This window comes from Streptomyces sp. NBC_01426 (assembly GCF_036231985.1).
In the GTDB taxonomy this organism is placed as follows: domain Bacteria; phylum Actinomycetota; class Actinomycetes; order Streptomycetales; family Streptomycetaceae; genus Streptomyces.
Genome location: NZ_CP109500.1, coordinates 6193933 through 6213672, shown reverse-complemented (window position 1 = coordinate 6213672; position 19740 = coordinate 6193933). Strand labels below are relative to the sequence as shown.

Sequence of the window (19740 nt, the reverse complement as noted above, 5' to 3'; positions counted from 1 at the left end):
TTCCGGCCATGACCCCGGAAGTCTCCGTGGGGTGCGGGACGTGCGAGTGATCATGGGTCTCGCCCCACTCGCCCCTCGTCACCACCCCTGGCACGGCCGCGCCGCGCGCCCCGCGGCCGCCGAGGGATCCCGCCACCGCCCCACCGCCCGCCGCCCCCTCGATCGGGGGCGGCGGGCCGGCATCAGGCCGTGCGGCGCAGCAGTGCCAGGTACATGGCGTCCGTACCGTGCAGGTGCGGCCACAGCTGGACGTCCGGGCCGTCTCCCAGGGCCGGTACGCCGGCCATGTAGGGCCTGGCGTCGATCAGTTCGGCCGAGACGGGCGACGCGCCGGCGCCGCGCCCCTTCAGGACGTCGTCGACCACCACCCGGGTCTCCGCCAGGTGCGGGGAGCAGGTCGCGTAGCCGACGATGCCGCCGACGCGGACGGCCGAGAGCGCCTCCCGGAGCAGGCCGCGCTGGAGCGGCGCGAAGCCGTCCAGGTCCTCGGGGCGCCGCCGCCAGCGGGCCTCGGGGCGTCGCCGCAGGGCGCCCAGGCCGGAGCACGGGACGTCCATCAGGACCCGGTCGAAGGAACCCGGCAGCCACGGCGGGCGGGTGCCGTCGGCGGCGATGACCTGGTACGGGCCGGGGTTGCCGGCCAGCGCGTTCTCCACCAGGCGCGCCCGGTGCGGCTGCTTCTCGGAGGCCAGCAGGAAGGCGCCCCGGCGTGCGGCGAGCGCCGCCAGCAGGGCCGCCTTGCCGCCGGGTCCTGCGCAGCCGTCCAGCCACCGGGCGTCACGGCCCTCGATCGGGGCCGCCGCCAGGGCCATCGCCACCAGCTGGCTGCCTTCGTCCTGCACGCCGGCGCGCCCGTCGCGCACCGCCTCCAGCGCGCCCGGCTCGCCGCCCTCGGCCATCCGCACGGCGTACGGGGACCAGCGGCCGGGCAGGGCCGAGTCCTCGCCGACCGCCTCCAACAGTTCTTCGGTGGTGGACCGTCCGGGCCGCGCCACCAGGGTGACCTCGGGCCGCTCGTTGTCGGCCTCCAGGAGGTCCTCGATGCCCGCGCGGCCCCCGCCGAGGGCGTCCCACAGCGCGCTGACGACCCAGCGCGGGTGCGAGTGGTACACCGCCAGGTGCTGTTCCGCGTCGTCCTCGTAGGGCGGGGCGACCTTCTCCAGCCAGCCGTCCAGGTCGTGCGCGGCGATCTTGCGCAGGACGGCGTTCACGAACTTGGCGCGCCCGTCGCCGAGCACCACCCGCGCCAGTTCCACGCTCGCGGACACCGCCGCGTGCGTCGGGATGCGGGTCCCCAGCAGTTGGTGGGCACCGAGCGAGAGCACGTCCAGCACCGGCGGGTCCACCTCCCGCAGCGGCCGGTCGATGCAGGCCTTGATGACCGCGTCGTACGTGCCCTGGCGGCGCAGCGTCCCGTACACCAGCTCGGTGGCCAGCGCCGCGTCGCGGGCCTGGAAGTTCTCGTCCTGGCGGGCCTTGCGCAGCAGCGGCGGCAGCACGAGGTTGGCGTACGCGTCCCGCTCCCCCACCGCCCGCAGCGCCTCGAAGGCCAGCATCCGCACGGGGTCCTTCTGCGGCCGGCGGTACGGCTTGCCCGGCTTGCCGCCCTGGCCGCCGGACGGCTTGCCTCCCCCGGCGGCGGCGGGTCGACGACGAGGCTGGCGAGGCTGTTCGCTCACGTGAAAGGTGCTCCGGATGTACGAGGTGCTACGGGTCTGCAGAGGTGGGGAACGACGGAGGTCAGCCTACGTCGACTCCTCCGAGGCGCTCGCCGGGCGCGATCCGCACCCCGCGCGCCCAGTCGGCGCCCTTCATCGGCTTCTTGCCCTGCGGCTGCACCCAGAGCAGCTCCACGGCGTGCGAACCGGTGCCGACGTACACGTTGTTCTTGGCCGGGGCGAGTACCCCGGGCTCCAGGTCCGTGCGGTCGGGCACCAGGCCGACCGAGATCAGCTTGAGCCGCTCGCCGCGGAAGACGGTCCACGCCCCGGGGGCGGGCGTGCAGCCGCGCACCACCCGGTCGGCGCGCAGCGCGGGGGCCTTCCAGTCGATCCGGGCGTCCTCCACCGTGATCTTCGGCGCGAGCGAGATCCCGTCGGCCGGCTGCTCGACGGCGCGCAGCGTCCCGTCCTCGATCCCGTCCATGGTGGCCGCCAGCAGACCGGCCCCGGCGAAGGCGAGTCGGGTCAGCAGGTCGCCGCTGGTGTCGGTCGGCCGGACCTCCTCGGTGAGGATCCCGTAGACCGGGCCGGAGTCGAGGCCCTCCTCGATCTGGAAGGTGGACGCGCCGGTGACCTGGTCCCCGGCCATGATCGACTGCTGTACGGGGGCCGCGCCGCGCCAGGCCGGAAGCAGCGAGAAGTGCAGGTTGACCCAGCCCCGCCGGGGGATCTCCAGGGCGCTCTTGGGCAGCAGCGCCCCGTAGGCGACGACCGGGCAGCAGTCGGGGTCGATCTCGCGCAGCCGGGCCTGGAACTCGGGGTCGCGGGGCCGGGTGGGCTTGAGGACCTCGATCCCGGCCTCCTCGGCGCGCTCGGCGACGGGACTCGCGACGAGGCGTCGGCCACGGCCCGCCGGTGCGTCGGGCCGGGTGACGACGGCGGCGACCTCGTGGCGCCCGGAGGCGATCAGGGCGTCCAGGGCGGGCACGGCGACCTCGGGGGTGCCTGCGAAGACGAGCTTCACCGGTTACTACCTCGCTATCTCGGCTGTCAGCAGCACACCAGTCTATGGGGGTGCGCGCGAGGCGGCTCACCTGCGGCCCCGGGTCCTGTCGGCGAAGTGGCGCCGGTCGGGCCCAGGGGGCGTACGCACACGCGCGCGCCCCTCGCATATGCCGACACGCCCCCACAGCGTGACCTGGGCACCGGGTGGAGCGTTGGTCAAGAGAGATTGACCGAAACGGGCCGCGCATCACTACCGGTGTCTGCGGCTCCTCCGCTCTTCAGCACCGGTTCGAGAGGCTTCTTCATGGCCGACCACGCCACCCACGACGCCCAAGCACGGGCCAGCCTGCACCTCCTGGTGCGGGACATCGAGCGGGTTCGCCGGCAGGTGGATGCTCTGCGTACGCTCACCGCCCAGCTCGGCAACGTGTACCGTCCGCGCCGCTCAGGTCCCTCCACGGGCTTCGTCGTCTACGGAAGGGCGCCCGCGCCCACCGTCCGCCTCGCGCAGGAACTGCGGGACAGCGTCGAGACGCTGGTCACCGCCGCGGTGGACTTCGACCGCTCGCTCGGCTTCTCGTGGGACGCGGTCGGCTCGGCTCTCGGCGTCACCAAGCAGGCCGTGCACCGGCGTTACGGGGCCCGGCGCGCGCAGCCCGTCGAGGCGACCGAGCCGCAGCCCGAGGCGACCACCACCCGCACCCTGGGGCCGCTCCCCACGATCCCCGCAGCCCGCTCGGTACCGCCGCAGCCCGTGCGCGAGGAGTCGCAGGCGGGGGCCCAGGCCGCAGCCGCGGCGGGGTCGGTCCCCCGCTCACCGGCCTTCCCGGGACCGCGGAACGGCTGATCGCCCCCGCCGCCGGGACGCCGACACCCGACGGCCGGGCCGATCCGGCCGCAGTACAGCGGTTCCCGCCCCCGGCGGAGCGATCCGAACGGTCGCCCCGCCGGGGGCGTTCCACGTCCCGGCCGGCCGGCGCCCCCGGCTCTCCGGCTCTCCGGCGAGAACGGCCCCGCCGCCCCCGCGCGGGCCTCAGCCGATGTCCGGCGGGTCGATCCTGACCCGCACCGACTCCGCCGCCGACACGCCCCGCGCCAGCCGAGCGGCCTGCGCCGACTTGAGCGCCGCCGCCAGGGCCGCGCCGTTGCCGGGCCGGACCCGAACCAGCGCCCGCTCGCCCGGGGAGGCCTCCCGGCGGCGCCCCGGCAGCGGTACCGGGCCCAGGATCTCCGCGTCCGACGGCAGGTCCGCGGCGGCCAGGAAGCCCTCCACGGCCTCCTTGCGGCCGATGACGGACGCCATGCGCGACACCGGCGGGAAGCGCAGCTCGGCGCGCTCCGCCAGCTCGCGCAGCGCGTGTCCCACGGGGTCCCACCTGACCAGCGCCTGTACCGGGCGCAGCGTGGGCTCGGCCACGATGACGACCTGGCCGCTGCCGCGCACCAGGGACGACGCGGCGATCCAGCGTCGGAGCGCCTCCTCACTCGCGCGCAGGTCGGGGAAGCCGAGCATCGCCCAGCCGTCCAGGAGCAGCGCGGCCGCGTAGCCGTCGCCCTCCGCCACGGGCTCCGCGCCCGGTGTGGAGACCACCAGGGCCGGGGCGTCGGGGACCCGGTCCAGCACGTGGTCGCGTCCGGAGGTGCGCACGGACACGGCGGGGAAGGCCCGCCCCAGTTCCTCGGCGGTGCGGCGCGCCCCGACCACCTGGGCCCGCAGGCGGAAGGATCCGCACTCCTCGCAGTGCCAGGCGCTCTCCTGTCGGCCGCACCATCCGCAGTGCAGTTCCCGCGCGTCGGGCGCCTCCAACGGGCCCGCACAGGCGCCGCACCGCGCGGGGGTCCGGCACCGCTCGCAGGCCAGCCGGGGCACGTAACCGCGCCGGGGCACCTGGACGAGCACGGGCCCGGTCTTCAGTCCCTCCCGTACGGTCTCCCAGGCCAGGCTGGGCAGGCGGGCCGCGCGGGCCGCCTCGTCCCGCGCGAGGAGTTCGTCCCCGACGGTGCGGATGCGGGGCGCGTGCGCGCGTACCGTCGTCCGGTCGGCCACCAGCGGCCGGGCCCAGCCGGACTCGACGAGTTGGGCGGCCTCGACCGTGCAGCTCGTACTGCCCAGGAGGAAGGCGCAGCCCTCCGTCATCGAGCGCAGTTGCAGCACCTCCCGCACGTGCGGGAAGGGGGCGTTGTCGTCGCTGTGGCTGGAGTCCCCGTCGTCCCAGACGGCGACCAGCCCCAGGTCCCGGACGGGCGCGAACATGGCCGCGCGGGTCCCGATCACGGCCCGCACCGAGCCCCGGTGCACCGAGAGCCACTGCGTGTAGCGCTTCTGGGGGCCCGATTCGGCGGTCAGCAGGGTGTGCAGCCCCTTGCCCACCAGTGCGGTCAGCGCCTCGTCCACGCGGGCGGCGGCGCGGCCGTCGGGGAGGACGGCCAGCGCGCCGCGGCCGGAGGCCAGGGTGGTCGCCATCGCGCGCGCCAGCTCGTCCGGCCAGTGCGGACCGGGCAACGCCGTCCACACGGTGCGGGGGCTCGCGCCGGACGCCAGCTCGCGCAGGAGGCCCGGTCCGGCCGGGTACCGCTCCCAGCCGCCCGGTTCGGGCACCCCGGGGGCGGGCCTCGGCTCCGGGGACGGCCGGCTCTCGGCCTGTCCGTGGCGCGGCGGGATCGCCAGTTGGAGGACGTCGGCGAGGCTGCCCGCGTAGCGCTGGGCCACGGCCCGGGCGAGCTTCTCCATCCGCGGGCTCAGCACCCGCTCGGGCGACACCACCTGCGCCAGGGCGGCGAGCGGCCCGTCGTAGTCCGTCTCCGCGATCCGCTCGATCACGAAACCGTCGATCAGGCCGCCGCCCTCGCGGCGTCCGTCGCGGACGCGGCCTTCTCCCGCGCCGAAGCGGACCCGGACCCGGACGCCCGGCTGGGCGTCCTCGGCCAGGTGCTCGGGGACGGCGTAGTCCCAGGTCTGGTCGAGGTGCAGGACACCCTTGTTGACGAGGATCCTGGCGATCGGCAGGTCCTTGGCCAGCGGCGCTCCCCGCCAGGTGCGGGGCTTGGCCTTCTCCTCGGCCGTCGCCTTGGCCTCGGCCACCATCCCCCGGATCAGCGCGAGCTGCTCCGGCGGACCACCGGGACTCCCGTCCTCGGGCCGCTCTTCGGAATCGCTCTCGCTGCTCACACCCGAATTCTTACCAAATGCCGGTGACAACGACGTACGGCCCCGGACCGTGGGGTCCGGGGCCGTACGTACGGGCGCGTCCGCGCCGGGGGTCCTACAGACCGGCGGCGGCGCGCAGGGCGTCGACGCGGTCGGTGCGCTCCCAGGTGAAGTCCGGCAGCTCGCGGCCGAAGTGGCCGTAGGCGGCGGTCTGCGCGTAGATCGGGCGCAGCAGGTCCAGGTCGCGGATGATGGCGGCCGGGCGGAGGTCGAAGACCTGGCCGATCGCCTCCTCGATCTTCTGGACGTCGACCTTGGCGGTGCCGAAGGTCTCCACGAAGAGACCGACCGGCTCGGCCTTGCCGATGGCGTACGCGACCTGCACCTCGCAGCGCGAGGCCAGCCCGGCGGCGACGACGTTCTTGGCGACCCAGCGCATGGCGTAGGCGGCCGAGCGGTCGACCTTGGACGGGTCCTTGCCGGAGAACGCGCCACCACCGTGACGGGCCATGCCGCCGTAGGTGTCGATGATGATCTTGCGGCCGGTGAGGCCGGCGTCGCCCATGGGGCCGCCGATCTCGAAGCGACCGGTCGGGTTCACCAGGAGGCGGTAGCCCTCGGTGTCGAGCTTGATGCCGTCCTCGATGAGCTGGGCCAGCACGTGCTCGACGACGAACTCGCGGATGTCCGGGGCGAGCAGCGAGTCCAGGTCGATGTCGGCGGCGTGCTGCGAGGACACGACGACCGTGTCCAGGCGCACGGCCTTGTCGCCGTCGTACTCGATGGTGACCTGGGTCTTGCCGTCGGGGCGCAGGTACGGGATGGTGCCGTTCTTGCGGACCTCGGACAGTCGGCGCGAGAGCTTGTGCGCGATGTGGATCGGGAGCGGCATCAGCTCGGGCGTCTCGTCGCAGGCGTACCCGAACATCAGGCCCTGGTCGCCGGCGCCCTGCTTGTCCAGCTCGTCCTCGTCGCCCTCGACCCGCTTCTCGTACGCGGTGTCGACGCCCTGCGCGATGTCGGGGGACTGCGCGCCGATGGACACCGACACGCCGCAGGAGGCGCCGTCGAAGCCCTTCTTCGAGGAGTCGTAGCCGATTTCGAGGATCTTGTCGCGGACGAGCTGCGCGATCGGGGCGTAGGCCTTCGTCGTCACCTCTCCCGCGATGTGCACGAGACCGGTGGTGATGAGGGTTTCCACGGCCACGCGCGAAGTCGGGTCCTCGGCGAGAAGCGCGTCGAGGATCGTGTCGCTGATCTGGTCAGCGATCTTGTCGGGGTGGCCCTCGGTCACGGACTCCGAGGTGAACAGGCGACGGGACACAACGCTCCCTGGGGTTGCAGCGGCTGCTGGCTGATCATTTGGCGGAACCACACCGGGGGCTGCGCCCGATCACGTTCCGAGTTGCAGTTTATCGGTCGCCGCCGTCTGTCGGACCACCCGTCTCGCCTTGTGGGAGCCGTGTGACCTGCGGCACTCCATTCTGACCCAGGAGTCTGCCTCCCGGAAGCGTCCCGTTCAGGCGCGTCGTGGCGCGAATCGGACCGCGACGTGATCCCAAATCACCTCGGCCAGTACGTCCTTCGGACCATACGGCACCGCCGTCTCCGCCCCATCGGAAGCGAGGACGACCGCTTCGTTCTCCTCCGAACCGAAGGTCTTGCTCTCGCCCACTTCGTTGACGACCAGAAGGTCACATCCCTTGCGGCGGAGTTTCGCACGACCGTTCGCGAGGACGTCGTCCGTCTCGGCGGCGAACCCCACCACGACCTGCCCCTCCCGGGCCCGGTCGGCGGAGACCTCCGCGAGGACGTCGGGGTTGCGCACCAGCGCCACCGGCTCGGGCTCCTGGCCGTCCTTCTTCTTGATCTTGCCGTCCGCGTAGTGGGCCGGCCGGAAGTCGGCGACGGCGGCGGCCATCACCACCGCGTCGGCGTCGGCGGCGGCCTTGAGGACCGCCTCGCGGAGCTGGAGGGCCGTGCCCACCCGTACGACGTCCACCCCGGCCGGGTCGGGCAGCGCGGTGTTGGCCGCGACCAGCGTGACGCGGGCGCCACGGGCGACGGCGGTGCGGGCGAGGGCGTAGCCCTGCTTGCCGGAGGAACGGTTGCCCAGGAACCGGACCGGGTCGAGCGGCTCCCGGGTGCCGCCGGCGCTGACCACCACGTGCCGGCCGGCCAGATCGGGCCCGGCGGCGCCGTCCGCGCGGCCGGCGCCCCGCAGGACGTGCCGGCAGACCTCGTAGATCTCCTCGGGGTCGGGCAGTCGCCCCTTGCCGGTGTCCTTGCCGGTGAGCCGGCCGACGGCGGGCTCGATGACGACGGCGCCCCGCCGGCGCAGCGTGGCCACGTTCTCCTGGGTGGCGGGGTGCTCCCACATCTCGGTGTGCATCGCGGGTGCGAAGACGACCGGACAGCGCGCGGTGAGCAGGGTGTTCGTCAGGAGGTCGTCCGCGAGCCCGTGGGCGGCCTTGGCGAGCATGTCGGCGGTGGCGGGGGCGACGACCACCAGGTCGGCCGTCTGGCCGATGCGGACGTGCGGCACCTCGTGCACGGACTCCCAGACCTGCTGGGTGGCCGGGTTTCCGGAGAGCGCGGCCCAGGTGGCCTCGCCGACGAAGTTGAGAGAGGCCGCGGTGGGCACCACCCGTACGTCGTGCCCGGACTCGGTCAGCCGACGCAGCAGCTCACAGGCCTTGTAGGCGGCGATTCCGCCACTGACCCCCAGCACGACCTTCGGCTTGCCCACCACACACTCCCCTTCGCGGAACGTCACTGACACCTATGACACACCACAGGCCCGACAGATGTTCTGCCGGGCCTGTGGTGAAAGGAATTCTCGGTGCTTACTGAGCCGGGGCCTCGATGGCCTCGGACGTCAGCAGACCCGCGTTGATCTCGCGCAGCGCGATCGAAAGCGGCTTCTCGTGGACGTGGGTGTCCACCAGCGGGCCGACGTACTCAAGCAGGCCCTCGCCGAGCTGCGAGTAGTACGCGTTGATCTGACGGGCACGCTTGGCCGCGTAGATCACGAGGCTGTACTTCGAGTCGGTGGCCTCGAGCAGCTCGTCGATCGGCGGGTTGATGATGCCCTCGGGCGCAGTCATGGAAGAGGACACGCTCTACCTTCCGAAGATGGGTGAAGAATCAAACATCGATCGAAAGAACATCGATCAACGATCAGACAACTTCCATCAAGGCTAGCAGCTCGCGCGCCACGTCCTCGACGGAGGTGTTGACAAGGGTGGTGTCGAACTCTGATTCGGCAGCGAGTTCGACCCGCGCCGCGCCGAGCCGACGCTCGATGACCTCGGCCGACTCGGTCCCGCGACCGGTGAGCCGGCGGACCAGCTCCTCCCAGCTCGGCGGGGCGAGGAAGACCAGCTGGGCCTCGGGCATGGACTCGCGGACGAGTCGGGCGCCCTGGAGATCGATCTCCAGCAGGACCGGCTCGCCGTTCTCCAGGCGTTCCAGTACCGCGCCGCGCGGTGTGCCGTAGCGGTTGCCCGCGAACTCGGCCCACTCCAGCAGCTCGCCGTTGGCGATCAGCTTGTCGAACTCGTCGTCGTTGACGAAGAAGTAGTGGACTCCGTGTCGCTCACCGGGCCGCGGCTTGCGGGTGGTGGCCGACACCGAGAGCCATACCTCGGGGTGAACCTTGCGCATATGCGCGACGACCGTGCTCTTGCCGACCCCCGAGGGGCCGGAGAGCACGGTCAGCCGCGGACGAACCTCTGCTGCCATAGAGCGATTATCCAGGTTCTCGGGACTGCCTGAGAACGCCGGGAGAACTTCGTGCGAAGCCTCAGGCGGGCTTGCCGCCGAACTCACGCTCCAGAGAGGCGATCTGGTTGGAGCCGAGACCTCGAACACGTCGAGACTCGGAGATGCCGAGGCGCTCCATGATCTGCTTGGCGCGGACCTTGCCCACGCCGGGGAGGGACTCCAGAAGAGCGGAGACCTTCATCTTGCCGATGACGTCGTTCTCCTGGCCCAGCTTGATGACGTCATGGAGGGAGGCGCCGGAATGCTTGAGTCGATTCTTCACCTCGGCCCGCTCCCGGCGAGCCGCGGCGGCCTTTTCGAGCGCTGCTGCGCGCTGTTCAGGGGTAAGGGGCGGAAGAGCCACGCCTACGTCACCTCGGATGTCGAACTGTCGGATACGGACCGGCGGGATGCCGGAAGGCATCACACCAGGCGAGCCCCCGAACAGCGGTGGTGCTCGATCGCTGCTCGTTCACTCTGGTCGGAGACTAGCGGCCAAGGCCGCTCCCGTCAGCGAGAACGGACGAAAAGTCCTGGTCAGCCTTTGCTGAACCGTACATCACGGACAAACTACCTCGGTTTTGTCCGGTGAAGGACGTTCGAATTTCGTCAAGCAGTGCGACGTGTCCGGCCTCGGACTCCCCGAACGGCCCCGTTCCGCACCCCGAGGCCGCCCCGCGGGCGGGGTCGACGTGATCCGCGTCACGTCGACCCCGTCCGGCGCCCCGCCGGGGCTCAGGCCGAGGCCACCGCGGTGCGGACCTCGTCCGCGAACCGGGCCGCCGACGCGCGCAGCGCGGCGGCGTCGGGACCGTGCTTCAGCACGCCGCGGGACACGTTCGGCACGACGTTGCGCACGGCCGCCCCGAACACGCCCGGGAGGTCGGCCGCGGTCGCGCCCTGCGCGCCGATGCCCGGGGCCAGCAGCGGCCCGTTGATGTCCAGGTCGAAGGAGGACAGGTCCCCCAGGGTGGCGCCCACCACCGCGCCGAAGGAGCCCATGGGGGTGGCGCCCGCGTTCTCGGCCGCCAGGTGTCCCAGCATGGTCGCGCCGATCGTGCGACCGTCCTCGCGCACGGCGCGCTGGACCTCCGCGCCCTCCGGGTTCGAGGTCAGGGCCAGCACGAACAGGCCGGAGCCCGACGCGCGCGCCAGTTCCACCGCCGGGGCCAGCGAGCCGTAGCCCAGGTACGGGGAGACCGTCAGCGCGTCGGAGAACAGCGGCGAGGACGGCGACAGGAAGGTCTCCGCGTACGCGGCCATCGTCGAGCCGATGTCCCCGCGCTTGGCGTCCATGACGACCAGCGTGCCCGCCGCCCGGGCGTCCGCGACGGTCCGCTCCAGCACGGCGATGCCGCGCGACCCGAACCGCTCGAAGAAGGCGGCCTGCGGCTTGAAGACCGCGACCTCCTGCGCCAGCGCCTCGACGACCGTGCGGGAGAACTTCTCCAGTCCCGCGATGTCGTCGTCCAGGCCCCAGGAGGCCAGCAGGGCGGCGTGCGGGTCGATGCCGACGCACAGCGGGCCCCGGGAGTCCATCGCCGCGCGCAGGCGGGCGCCGAAGGGGGTCACAGAGGTCACAGCGAGGCCTTCCGGGTCTCGGCGCCCACCGCGTCGGCGAGCGAGTCGTACGGGCTGTCCGCGAGGCGGGCGGCCAGGCCGCGGTGAATGGCGCGGGCGTAGAGCGGACCCTCGTAGACGAAGGCGCTGTAGCCCTGGATCAGCGTCGCGCCGGCCAGGATCCGCTGCCAGGCGTCCTCGGCGTTCTCGATGCCGCCGACGCCCACGAGCACCAGACGGTCGCCCACGCGGGCGTACAGCCGCCTGAGGACCTCCAGGGAGCGTTCCTTGACGGGCGCGCCGGACAGGCCGCCGGTCTCCTTCACCAGGGCGGGGGCGGACTTCAGTCCCAGGCCCTCGCGCGCGATGGTCGTGTTGGTGGCGATGATGCCGTCGAGGCCGAGTTCCAGGGCCAGGTCGGCGACCGCGTCCACGTCCTCGTCCGCGAGGTCGGGGGCGATCTTGACCAGCAGCGGGACCCGGCGGTCGGTGACCACCCGGTCCGCGGCCTCGCGCACGGCCGTCAGCAGCGGGCGCAGGGACTCGGTGGCCTGGAGGTTGCGCAGGCCCGGGGTGTTCGGGGAGGACACGTTGACGACGAGGTAGTCGGCGTGGCGGGCGAGCCGCTCGGTGGAGGCGACGTAGTCCGCCGCGGCCTCCGCCTCCGGGACGACCTTCGTCTTGCCGATGTTCACGCCGACCACGGTCTTGAAGACGGGGTTGCGGGCGGCCAGTCGGGCGGCGACGGCCTCCGAGCCCTCGTTGTTGAAGCCCATGCGGTTGATCAGCGCGCGGTCCGGGACGAGCCGGAAGAGCCTCTTCCTGGGGTTGCCGGGCTGGGCCTGCGCGGTGACCGTGCCGATCTCGACGTGGTCGAAGCCGAGCATCGCCATGCCGTCGATGGCGACCGCGTTCTTGTCGAAGCCCGCCGCGAGACCGAAGGGGCCGTGCATGCGCAGGCCCAGGGCCTCGGTGCGCAGCTCCTTGTGGCGGGGTGCCAGCCAGCCGGCGACGAAGGTCCGCAGCACCGGGGTGCGGGCCGCGAGGCGGATCCAGCGGAAGGCCAGGTAGTGCGCCTGCTCCGGGTCCATGCGCTTGAAGACGAGGTTGAAGAACAGTTTGTACATCGTCCGAAATATCCCTTGTGCGCTCATGAAAGGGGGGACACCGGTCGCTGTGCCGGTGCCCCCCTTTCGTACGGGCTGCTAGTCGCGGGCCGCGATCAGGTGTTCCGCGTGCTCCTGGAGCGAGCGCACGCCGACGTCGCCGCGGTTGAGCGCGTCGATGCCCTGGACGGCGGCGGCGAGCGCCTGGACCGTGGTCAGGCACGGGACGCCGCGCGCCACGGCCGCCGTACGGATCTCGTAGCCGTCGAGGCGGCCACCCGTGCCGTACGGGGTGTTGACGATCAGGTCGACCTGGCCGTCGTGGATGAGCTGGACGACGGTCTTCTCCCCGTCGGGGCCCTCGCCCTCGCTGAGCTTGCGCACGATGGTGGCGTTGATGCCGTTGCGGCGCAGCACCTCCGCCGTGCCCGAGGTCGCCATCAGCTCGAAGCCGTGGGCGACGAGCTCGCGCGCCGGGAAGATCATCGAGCGCTTGTCGCGGTTGGCGACGGAGATGAAGGCGCGGCCCTTGGTGGGCAGCGGGCCGTAGGCGCCGGCCTGCGACTTGGCGTAGGCCGTGCCGAAGACGGAGTCGATGCCCATGACCTCGCCGGTGGAGCGCATCTCCGGGCCGAGGACCGTGTCGACGCCGCGGCCCTGGATGTCGCGGAAGCGCGACCAGGGCATCACGGCCTCCTTGACGGAGATCGGCGCGTCGAGCGGCAGGGTGCCCCCGTCCCCGGTCTTGGGCAGCATGCCCTCTTCGCGCAGCTCGGCGATGGTGGTGCCGAGCGAGATGCGGGCGGCGGCCTTGGCCAGCGGGACCGCGGTCGCCTTCGAGGTGAAGGGCACGGTCCGGGACGCGCGCGGGTTGGCCTCCAGGACGTAGAGGATGTCACCCGCCATCGCGAACTGGATGTTGATCAGGCCGCGGACGCCGACGCCCTTGGCGATGGCCTCCGTGGAGGTGCGCAGGCGCTTGATGTCGTGCCCGCCGAGGGTGATCGGGGGCAGGGCGCAGGCCGAGTCGCCGGAGTGGATGCCGGCTTCCTCGATGTGCTCCATGACGCCGCCGAGGTAGAGCTCGTGGCCGTCGTAGAGCGCGTCGACGTCGATCTCGATCGCGTCGTCGAGGAAGCGGTCGACCAGCACGGGGCGGGTCGGGGAGATCTCGGTGGACTCCGCGATGTACGACTCCAGGCGGGTCTCGTCGTAGACGATCTCCATGCCGCGGCCGCCGAGCACGTAGGACGGGCGGACCAGGACCGGGTAGCCGATCTCGTCGGCGATCGCCTTGGCACCCGCGAAGGTGGTGGCGGTGCCGTGCTTGGGGGCGGGCAGCCCGGCCTCCGCGAGGACCTGGCCGAAGGCGCCGCGGTCCTCGGCGGCGTGGATGGCCTCCGGCGGGGTGCCGACGACCGGGACGCCGTTGTCCTTGAGTGCCTGGGCGAGACCGAGGGGGGTCTGCCCGCCGAGCTGGACGACGACGCCGGCGATGGGGCCGGCGAGGGACTCGGCGTGGACGATCTCCAGCACGTCTTCCAGCGTCAGCGGCTCGAAGTACAGGCGGTCGGAGGTGTCGTAGTCCGTCGAGACGGTCTCGGGGTTGCAGTTGACCATCACGGTCTCGTAGCCGGCGTCGCTGAGCGCGAAGGAGGCGTGGACGCAGGAGTAGTCGAACTCGATGCCCTGGCCGATGCGGTTCGGGCCGGAGCCCAGGATGATCACCGCGGGCTTGGTGCGGGTCGCGACCTCGGACTCCTCGTCGTACGAGGAGTAGAAGTACGGGGTCTTGGCCGCGAACTCGGCGGCGCAGGTGTCGACCGTCTTGTAGACCGGGCGGACACCGAGGGCGTGCCGGACCTCGCGGACGACGTCCTCGCGCAGGCCGCGGATCTCGGCGATCTGGTGGTCGGAGAAGCCGTGCCGCTTGGCTTCGGCGAGCAGCTCGGGCCGGAGCTTGTCGGCGGCCGCCAGATCGTCGGCGATCTCCTTGATCAGGAACAGCTGGTCGACGAACCAGGGGTCGATCTTCGTGGACTCGAAGACCTCCTCCTGGGTGGCGCCGGCGCGGATCGCCTGCATGACGGTGTTGATGCGGCCGTCGGTCGGGCGGACCGCGGTGGCCAGCAGTTCTTCCTTGTCGCCGACCGGGCCGACGAAGGTGAACTGCGAGCCCTTCTTCTCCAGGGAGCGCAGGGCCTTCTGGAGGGCCTCGGTGAAGTTGCGGCCGATGGCCATGGCCTCGCCCACCGACTTCATGGTGGTGGTGAGGGTGGCGTCGGCGAGCGGGAACTTCTCGAAGGCGAAGCGCGGGGCCTTGACGACGACGTAGTCGAGGGACGGCTCGAAGGAGGCCGGCGTCTTCTCGGTGATGTCGTTGGGGACCTCGTCGAGGGTGTAGCCGATGGCCAGCTTGGCGGCGATCTTGGCGATCGGGAAGCCGGTGGCCTTCGACGCGAGCGCCGAGGAGCGCGAGACGCGCGGGTTCATCTCGATGACGATGACGCGGCCGTCGACCGGGTCGATCGCGAACTGGATGTTGCAGCCGCCGGTGTCGACGCCGACCTCGCGGATGATCGCGATGCCGATGTCGCGCAGCCGCTGGTACTCGCGGTCGGTCAGCGTCATCGACGGCGCGACGGTGATCGAGTCGCCGGTGTGGACGCCCATCGGGTCGAAGTTCTCGATGGAGCAGACGACGACCACGTTGTCCTTGGTGTCGCGCATCAGCTCCAGCTCGTACTCCTTCCAGCCGAGGATGGACTCCTCCAGGAGCACCTCGGTGGTCGGGGAGAGCGTGAGGCCCTGGCCGGCGATGCGGCGCAGTTCGTCCTCGTCGTGGGCGAAGCCGGAGCCGGCGCCGCCCATGGTGAAGGAGGGGCGCACGACGACGGGGTAGCCGCCGAGGGTCTCGACGCCGGCGATGACGTCGTCCATCGTGTGGCAGATGACCGAGCGGGCGGACTCGCCGTAACCGATCTTGGCCTTGACGGCCTCGACGACGCCCTTGAAGAGGTCGCGGTCCTCGCCCTTGTTGATGGCCTCGACGTTGGCGCCGATCAGCTCGACGCCGTACTTGTCCAGCACACCCTGCTCGTGCATGGAGATCGCGGTGTTGAGCGCGGTCTGGCCGCCGAGGGTCGGCAGCAGCGCGTCGGGGCGCTCCTTCGCGATGATCTTCTCGACGAACTCGGGGGTGATCGGCTCGACGTAGGTGGCGTCGGCGATCTCCGGGTCGGTCATGATCGTCGCGGGGTTGGAGTTGACCAGGATGACCCGCAGGCCCTCGGCCTTGAGGATGCGGCAGGCCTGGGTCCCGGAGTAGTCGAACTCGGCGGCCTGTCCGATGACGATCGGGCCGGAGCCGATGACCAGGACGGACTGGATATCGGTGCGCTTAGGCACGCTCGGCCTCCATCAGGGCGGTTTCCATCAAAGACGTGAAGCGGTCGAAGAGGTACGCGGCGTCGTGCGGGCCGGCGGCCGCCTCGGGGTGGTACTGGACGGAGAAGGCGGGCTGATCGAGCAGCCGCAGGCCCTCGACGACCTGGTCGTTCAGGCAGACGTGGGAGACCTCGGCGCGGCCGTAGGGGGTCTCGGAGACCTTGTCGAGGGGCGCGTCCACGGCGAAGCCGTGGTTGTGCGCGGTGACCTCGACCTTGCCCGTGGTGCGGTCCTGGACCGGCTGGTTGATGCCGCGGTGGCCGTACTTCAGCTTGTAGGTGCCGAAGCCGAGCGCGCGGCCCAGGATCTGGTTGCCGAAGCAGATGCCGAAGAGCGGGGTCTTGCGCTCCAGCACGGCCTGCATGACGGCGACGGGGCCGTCGGCGGTGGCCGGGTCGCCCGGGCCGTTGGAGAAGAACACGCCGTCCGGGGAGACCGCGTAGACGTCCTCGACGGTGGCGGTGGCGGGCAGCACGTGGACCTCGATGCCGCGCTCGGCCATCCGGTGCGGGGTCATGCCCTTGATGCCGAGGTCCACGGCGGCGACGGTGAACTTCTTCTCGCCGATCGCGGGGACGACGTACGCCTCCTTGGTGGCGACCTCGGCGGAGAGGTTCGCGCCCTTCATCTGCGGGGCGGCCTGCACCTTGGCCAGCAGCGCCTCGTCGCGAACGCCCTCCCAGGCCTCGCCGGAGAAGATGCCGACGCGCATGGCGCCGCGCTCGCGCAGGTGGCGGGTCAGGGCGCGGGTGTCGATGCCGGAGATCCCGACGACGCCCTGCTTGACCAGCTCCTCGTCCAGCGAGCGCCGCGAGCGCCAGTTGGAGGGGACGCGGGCGGGGTCGCGCACGACGTAGCCGGCGACCCAGATGCGGGAGGACTCGGGGTCCTCGTCGTTCACGCCGGTGTTGCCCACGTGCGGGGCGGTCATCACGACGACCTGTCGGTGGTACGACGGGTCGGTGAGGGTCTCCTGGTAGCCGGTCATGCCGGTGGAGAACACGGCCTCGCCGAAGGTCTCCCCCACAGCGCCGTAGGCGCGGCCGCGGAAGATCCGACCGTCCTCCAGGACGAGTACGGCGGGAGCTTTGGCTGCTCCCCTGGTGGAGGTCGTCATCGTTCGGCGCCTTCCGTCGTGATGGATGAGTTCATGTGGTTGATCGCTTCGACCCAGGCGGCGTGTTCGGCCGCGCGGTCGGAGCGGAATCCGGAGTCGATCAGCTTGTCGCCATGCGCCCATGTGACGACGAGCAGACCGCCCTCGGTGAGTACCTTGCCCGCGATTCCCTTGTCGAGGCGGGCGCCGCGCAGCTGCGCGGCCGGTACGAAGAAGTCGGTGGCACCCGGTCGGACCACGTCGAGGCCCGCGTCGGTGAGCGTGAGCTCCACCCGGCTGCGCACCCCCAGACCGTGGGCGACGATCCGGTCGAGCCACTGCCCGGCCGTGGTCGACCCGTGGTACCGGCCGGTCAGTGCCAGCCGGTGCTCGGGGAGACCGCTCGGGGCGGCGGGGAGTTCCGGCAGATCGCTCTGCAGGGCGCCGCGCCATTTCCAGCCCTGCCGCATCAGCCAGTACACGAACGCGATGAAGACGAGCAGACCGACGACCCACGCGATGCGCGCGCCCCAGTCCGTCACCTCCGCCGACTGTCGTTCGGCGGCCTCGGCGGCCAGTTGGATTACTGCAGGTGTCACGCCAGCGTCCCGTCCACGACCGTTGCCCGGCCCCGCAGGAAGGTGTGAGTGACGCGCCCCGGCAGCTCGCGGCCCTCGTAGGGCGTGTTGCGGCTGCGGGAGGCGAAGTGAGCGGGGTCCACGACACCACGGTACGAGGTATCGACCAAGGTCAGGTTCGCGGGTTCACCTGCCGAGACGGGCCGGCCGTGGTTTTCCAGGCCTCCGATGCGCGCCGGGGCGAAGGACATCCTCTGGGCGACGCCCGCCCAGTCGAGGAGTCCGGTCTCCACCATCGTCTGCTGGACGACGGAGAGCGCGGTCTCCAGGCCCACCATGCCCATGGCGGCGGCGGCCCACTCGCAGTCCTTGTCCTCGTGCGGGTGCGGGGCGTGGTCGGTGGCGACGATGTCGATCGTGCCGTCGGCGAGCGCCTCGCGCAGGGCCAGCACGTCGCGCTCGGTGCGCAGCGGCGGGTTGACCTTGTAGACCGCGTTGTACGAGCGGACGAGCTCGTCGGTGAGGAGCAGGTGGTGCGGGGTGACCTCGGCGGTGACGTCGATGCCGCGGGACTTGGCCCAGCGGACGATCTCGACGGAGCCGGCGGTGGAGAGGTGGCAGATGTGCACGCGGGAGCCGACGTGCTCGGCGAGGAGGACGTCGCGGGCGATGATCGACTCCTCGGCGACCGCGGGCCAGCCGCCGAGACCCAGCTCGGCGGAGACGACGCCCTCGTTCATCTGGGCGCCCTCGGTCAGGCGGGGCTCTTGGGCGTGCTGGGCGACGACGCCGCCGAAGGCCTTCACGTACTCCAGGGCGCGGCGCATGATCACGGCGTCGTCCACGCACTTGCCGTCGTCGGAGAAGACGGTGACGCGGGCGGCGGAGTCGTGCATCGCGCCGAGCTCGGCGAGCTGCTTGCCCTCCAGACCGACCGTGACGGCGCCGATGGGCTGCACGTCGCAGTAGCCGGACTCCTTGCCGAGCCGCCAGACCTGCTCGACGACGCCGGCGGTGTCGGCGACCGGGAAGGTGTTCGCCATGGCGAAGACGGCGGTGTAGCCGCCGCTCGCGGCGGCGCGGGTGCCGGTCAGGACCGTCTCGGAGTCCTCGCGGCCGGGCTCGCGCAGGTGGGTGTGCAGGTCGACGAGGCCGGGGAGGAGGACCTGGCCCTCCGCCTCGATGACGGTCGCGCCCTCGGCGGACAGACCGGTGCCGACCTCGGCGATGGTCTCGCCGTCGATCAGGACGTCCTGCGCCTCGCCACCGAGTACCTTCGCGCCACGGATCAGGATCTTGCTCATTACTTACTCTCCTCGGTACGGGCGGCGGCGGGGGTGGTGACGGCGGGCTCGGAACCACCGAGCAGCAGGTACAGGACGGCCATCCGGGTGGACACGCCGTTGGCGACCTGCTCGACGGCCGTGCAGCGGTCGGAGTCGGCGACCTCGGCGGTGATCTCCATGCCGCGGTTCATCGGGCCGGGGTGCATCACGATGGCGTGCTCGGGCATCTTCGCCATGCGGTCGCCGTTGAGCCCGTACCGGCGGGAGTACTCGCGCTCGGTCGGGAAGAAGGCGGCGTTCATGCGTTCGCGCTGCACACGCAGCATCATGACCGCGTCGGACTTCGGCAGCACCTCGTCGAGGCTGTACGAGACCTCGCAGGGCCAGCTCTCGACGCCGATCGGGACGAGGGTGGGCGGGGCCACCACGGTGACCTCGGCGCCCAGCGTGTGGAGCAGCTGGACGTTGGAGCGGGCCACGCGGCTGTGCAGCACGTCGCCGACGATGGTGATCCGGCGGCCGTTCAGGTCCTTGCCGAGCCCGGCGTCGCGGCCGACCAGTCGGCGGCGCATGGTGAAGGCGTCCAGCAGGGCCTGGGTGGGGTGCTCATGGGTGCCGTCGCCGGCGTTGACCACGGCGGAGTCGATCCAGCCGGAGGTCGCGAGCCGGTAGGGGGCGCCGGAGGCGTGGTGGCGGATGACGACCGCGTCCGCGCCCATGGCCTCCAGGGTCAGGGCGGTGTCCTTCAGCGATTCGCCCTTGGAAACCGAGGACCCCTTGGCGGAGAAGTTGATGACGTCGGCGGACAGTCGCTTGGCGGCCGCCTCGAACGAGATCCGGGTGCGCGTCGAGTCCTCGAAGAAGAGGTTGACGACGGTCAGGCCGCGCAGGGTGGGCAGCTTCTTGATCGGCCGGTCCGCGACACGGGCCATCTCCTCGGCGGTGTCGAGGATCAGGACGGCGTCGTCGCGCGTGAGATCGGCGGCCGAGATGAGGTGGCGCTTCATCCGGGTGCTCCGTAGGTCAGGAGGGCAGACAGGTGGACTGGCTGACTGGCGTGCGGGCAGGGCACACCGCGGCACGGACCC

16 protein-coding genes are annotated in these 19740 nt (G+C 71.8%); 1 reads left to right on the top strand and 15 read right to left on the bottom strand.

The window, feature by feature from the left end; all coding sequences use genetic code 11:
* Window positions 1–182 precede the first annotated feature (182 nt).
* Both OG906_RS27710 and fmt read right to left on the bottom strand, forming a co-directional pair.
* Entirely contained in the window at window positions 183–1679 is a 1497-nt protein-coding gene (locus OG906_RS27710) for an RsmB/NOP family class I SAM-dependent RNA methyltransferase (RefSeq protein ID WP_385638433.1), read from the bottom strand.
* A gap of 61 nt (window positions 1680–1740) precedes the next feature.
* Window positions 1741–2685 (bottom strand): methionyl-tRNA formyltransferase, encoded by a 945-nt coding sequence (gene fmt, locus OG906_RS27705; RefSeq protein ID WP_329446644.1) that lies wholly within the window; start codon window positions 2683–2685, stop codon window positions 1741–1743.
* A gap of 285 nt (window positions 2686–2970) precedes the next feature.
* Between fmt and OG906_RS27700 the strand changes: the two genes are divergently transcribed.
* On the top strand, window positions 2971–3513 hold the full coding sequence (locus OG906_RS27700; RefSeq protein ID WP_329446642.1) for a hypothetical protein: 543 nt from the start codon (window positions 2971–2973) through the stop codon (window positions 3511–3513).
* A gap of 186 nt (window positions 3514–3699) precedes the next feature.
* Here the strand turns inward: OG906_RS27700 and OG906_RS27695 are convergent, their stop codons facing one another.
* From OG906_RS27695 to OG906_RS27635, 13 genes are all read right to left on the bottom strand, one after another.
* Window positions 3700–5835, bottom strand: coding sequence for a primosomal protein N' (locus tag OG906_RS27695; protein ID WP_329446640.1), 2136 nt, complete (start codon window positions 5833–5835; stop codon window positions 3700–3702).
* 94 nt (window positions 5836–5929) lie between these two features.
* Window positions 5930–7138: a methionine adenosyltransferase gene (metK, locus tag OG906_RS27690; protein WP_267797434.1), complete on the bottom strand. Its 1209-nt coding sequence runs from the start codon at window positions 7136–7138 to the stop codon at window positions 5930–5932.
* A 195-nt stretch (window positions 7139–7333) separates the two neighbouring features.
* Entirely contained in the window at window positions 7334–8563 is a 1230-nt protein-coding gene (gene coaBC / locus OG906_RS27685; RefSeq protein WP_329446637.1) for a bifunctional phosphopantothenoylcysteine decarboxylase/phosphopantothenate--cysteine ligase CoaBC, read from the bottom strand.
* Between the two features lie 97 nt (window positions 8564–8660).
* Entirely contained in the window at window positions 8661–8933 is a 273-nt protein-coding gene (gene rpoZ / locus OG906_RS27680; protein ID WP_030879741.1) for a DNA-directed RNA polymerase subunit omega, read from the bottom strand.
* A 61-nt stretch (window positions 8934–8994) separates the two neighbouring features.
* A complete protein-coding gene (gene gmk / locus OG906_RS27675) occupies window positions 8995–9558 on the bottom strand; it encodes a guanylate kinase (RefSeq protein WP_053676614.1) in 564 nt (187 codons plus the stop codon).
* Window positions 9559–9619: 61 nt separating this feature from the next.
* The gene (locus tag OG906_RS27670) at window positions 9620–9943 is read right to left on the bottom strand and encodes an integration host factor (RefSeq protein ID WP_053676615.1); all 324 of its coding nucleotides are present in this window, start codon (window positions 9941–9943) and stop codon (window positions 9620–9622) included.
* A gap of 371 nt (window positions 9944–10314) precedes the next feature.
* Window positions 10315–11160, bottom strand: coding sequence for an orotidine-5'-phosphate decarboxylase (pyrF, locus tag OG906_RS27665; RefSeq protein WP_329446633.1), 846 nt, complete (start codon window positions 11158–11160; stop codon window positions 10315–10317).
* Window positions 11157–12266, bottom strand: a complete 1110-nt coding sequence (locus OG906_RS27660; protein WP_267797437.1) for a quinone-dependent dihydroorotate dehydrogenase — start codon at window positions 12264–12266, stop codon at window positions 11157–11159. The genes pyrF and OG906_RS27660 overlap by 4 nt, the downstream gene beginning before the upstream one ends.
* Before the next feature lie 78 nt (window positions 12267–12344).
* Entirely contained in the window at window positions 12345–15653 is a 3309-nt protein-coding gene (gene carB / locus OG906_RS27655) for a carbamoyl-phosphate synthase large subunit (protein ID WP_329446630.1), read from the bottom strand.
* The gene (gene carA / locus OG906_RS27650; RefSeq protein WP_329446628.1) at window positions 15646–16809 is read right to left on the bottom strand and encodes a glutamine-hydrolyzing carbamoyl-phosphate synthase small subunit; all 1164 of its coding nucleotides are present in this window, start codon (window positions 16807–16809) and stop codon (window positions 15646–15648) included. Before carA ends, carB begins: the two co-directional genes overlap by 8 nt.
* The gene (locus OG906_RS27645) at window positions 16806–17387 is read right to left on the bottom strand and encodes a PH-like domain-containing protein (protein WP_329446626.1); all 582 of its coding nucleotides are present in this window, start codon (window positions 17385–17387) and stop codon (window positions 16806–16808) included. The genes carA and OG906_RS27645 overlap by 4 nt, the downstream gene beginning before the upstream one ends.
* Complete coding sequence (locus tag OG906_RS27640; protein WP_329446624.1) at window positions 17384–18670, bottom strand: dihydroorotase; 1287 nt, start codon at window positions 18668–18670, stop codon at window positions 17384–17386. The genes OG906_RS27645 and OG906_RS27640 overlap by 4 nt, the downstream gene beginning before the upstream one ends.
* The gene (locus OG906_RS27635) at window positions 18670–19659 is read right to left on the bottom strand and encodes an aspartate carbamoyltransferase catalytic subunit (RefSeq protein WP_267797442.1); all 990 of its coding nucleotides are present in this window, start codon (window positions 19657–19659) and stop codon (window positions 18670–18672) included. The genes OG906_RS27640 and OG906_RS27635 overlap by 1 nt, the downstream gene beginning before the upstream one ends.
* Between the last annotated feature and the right edge of the window lie 81 nt (window positions 19660–19740).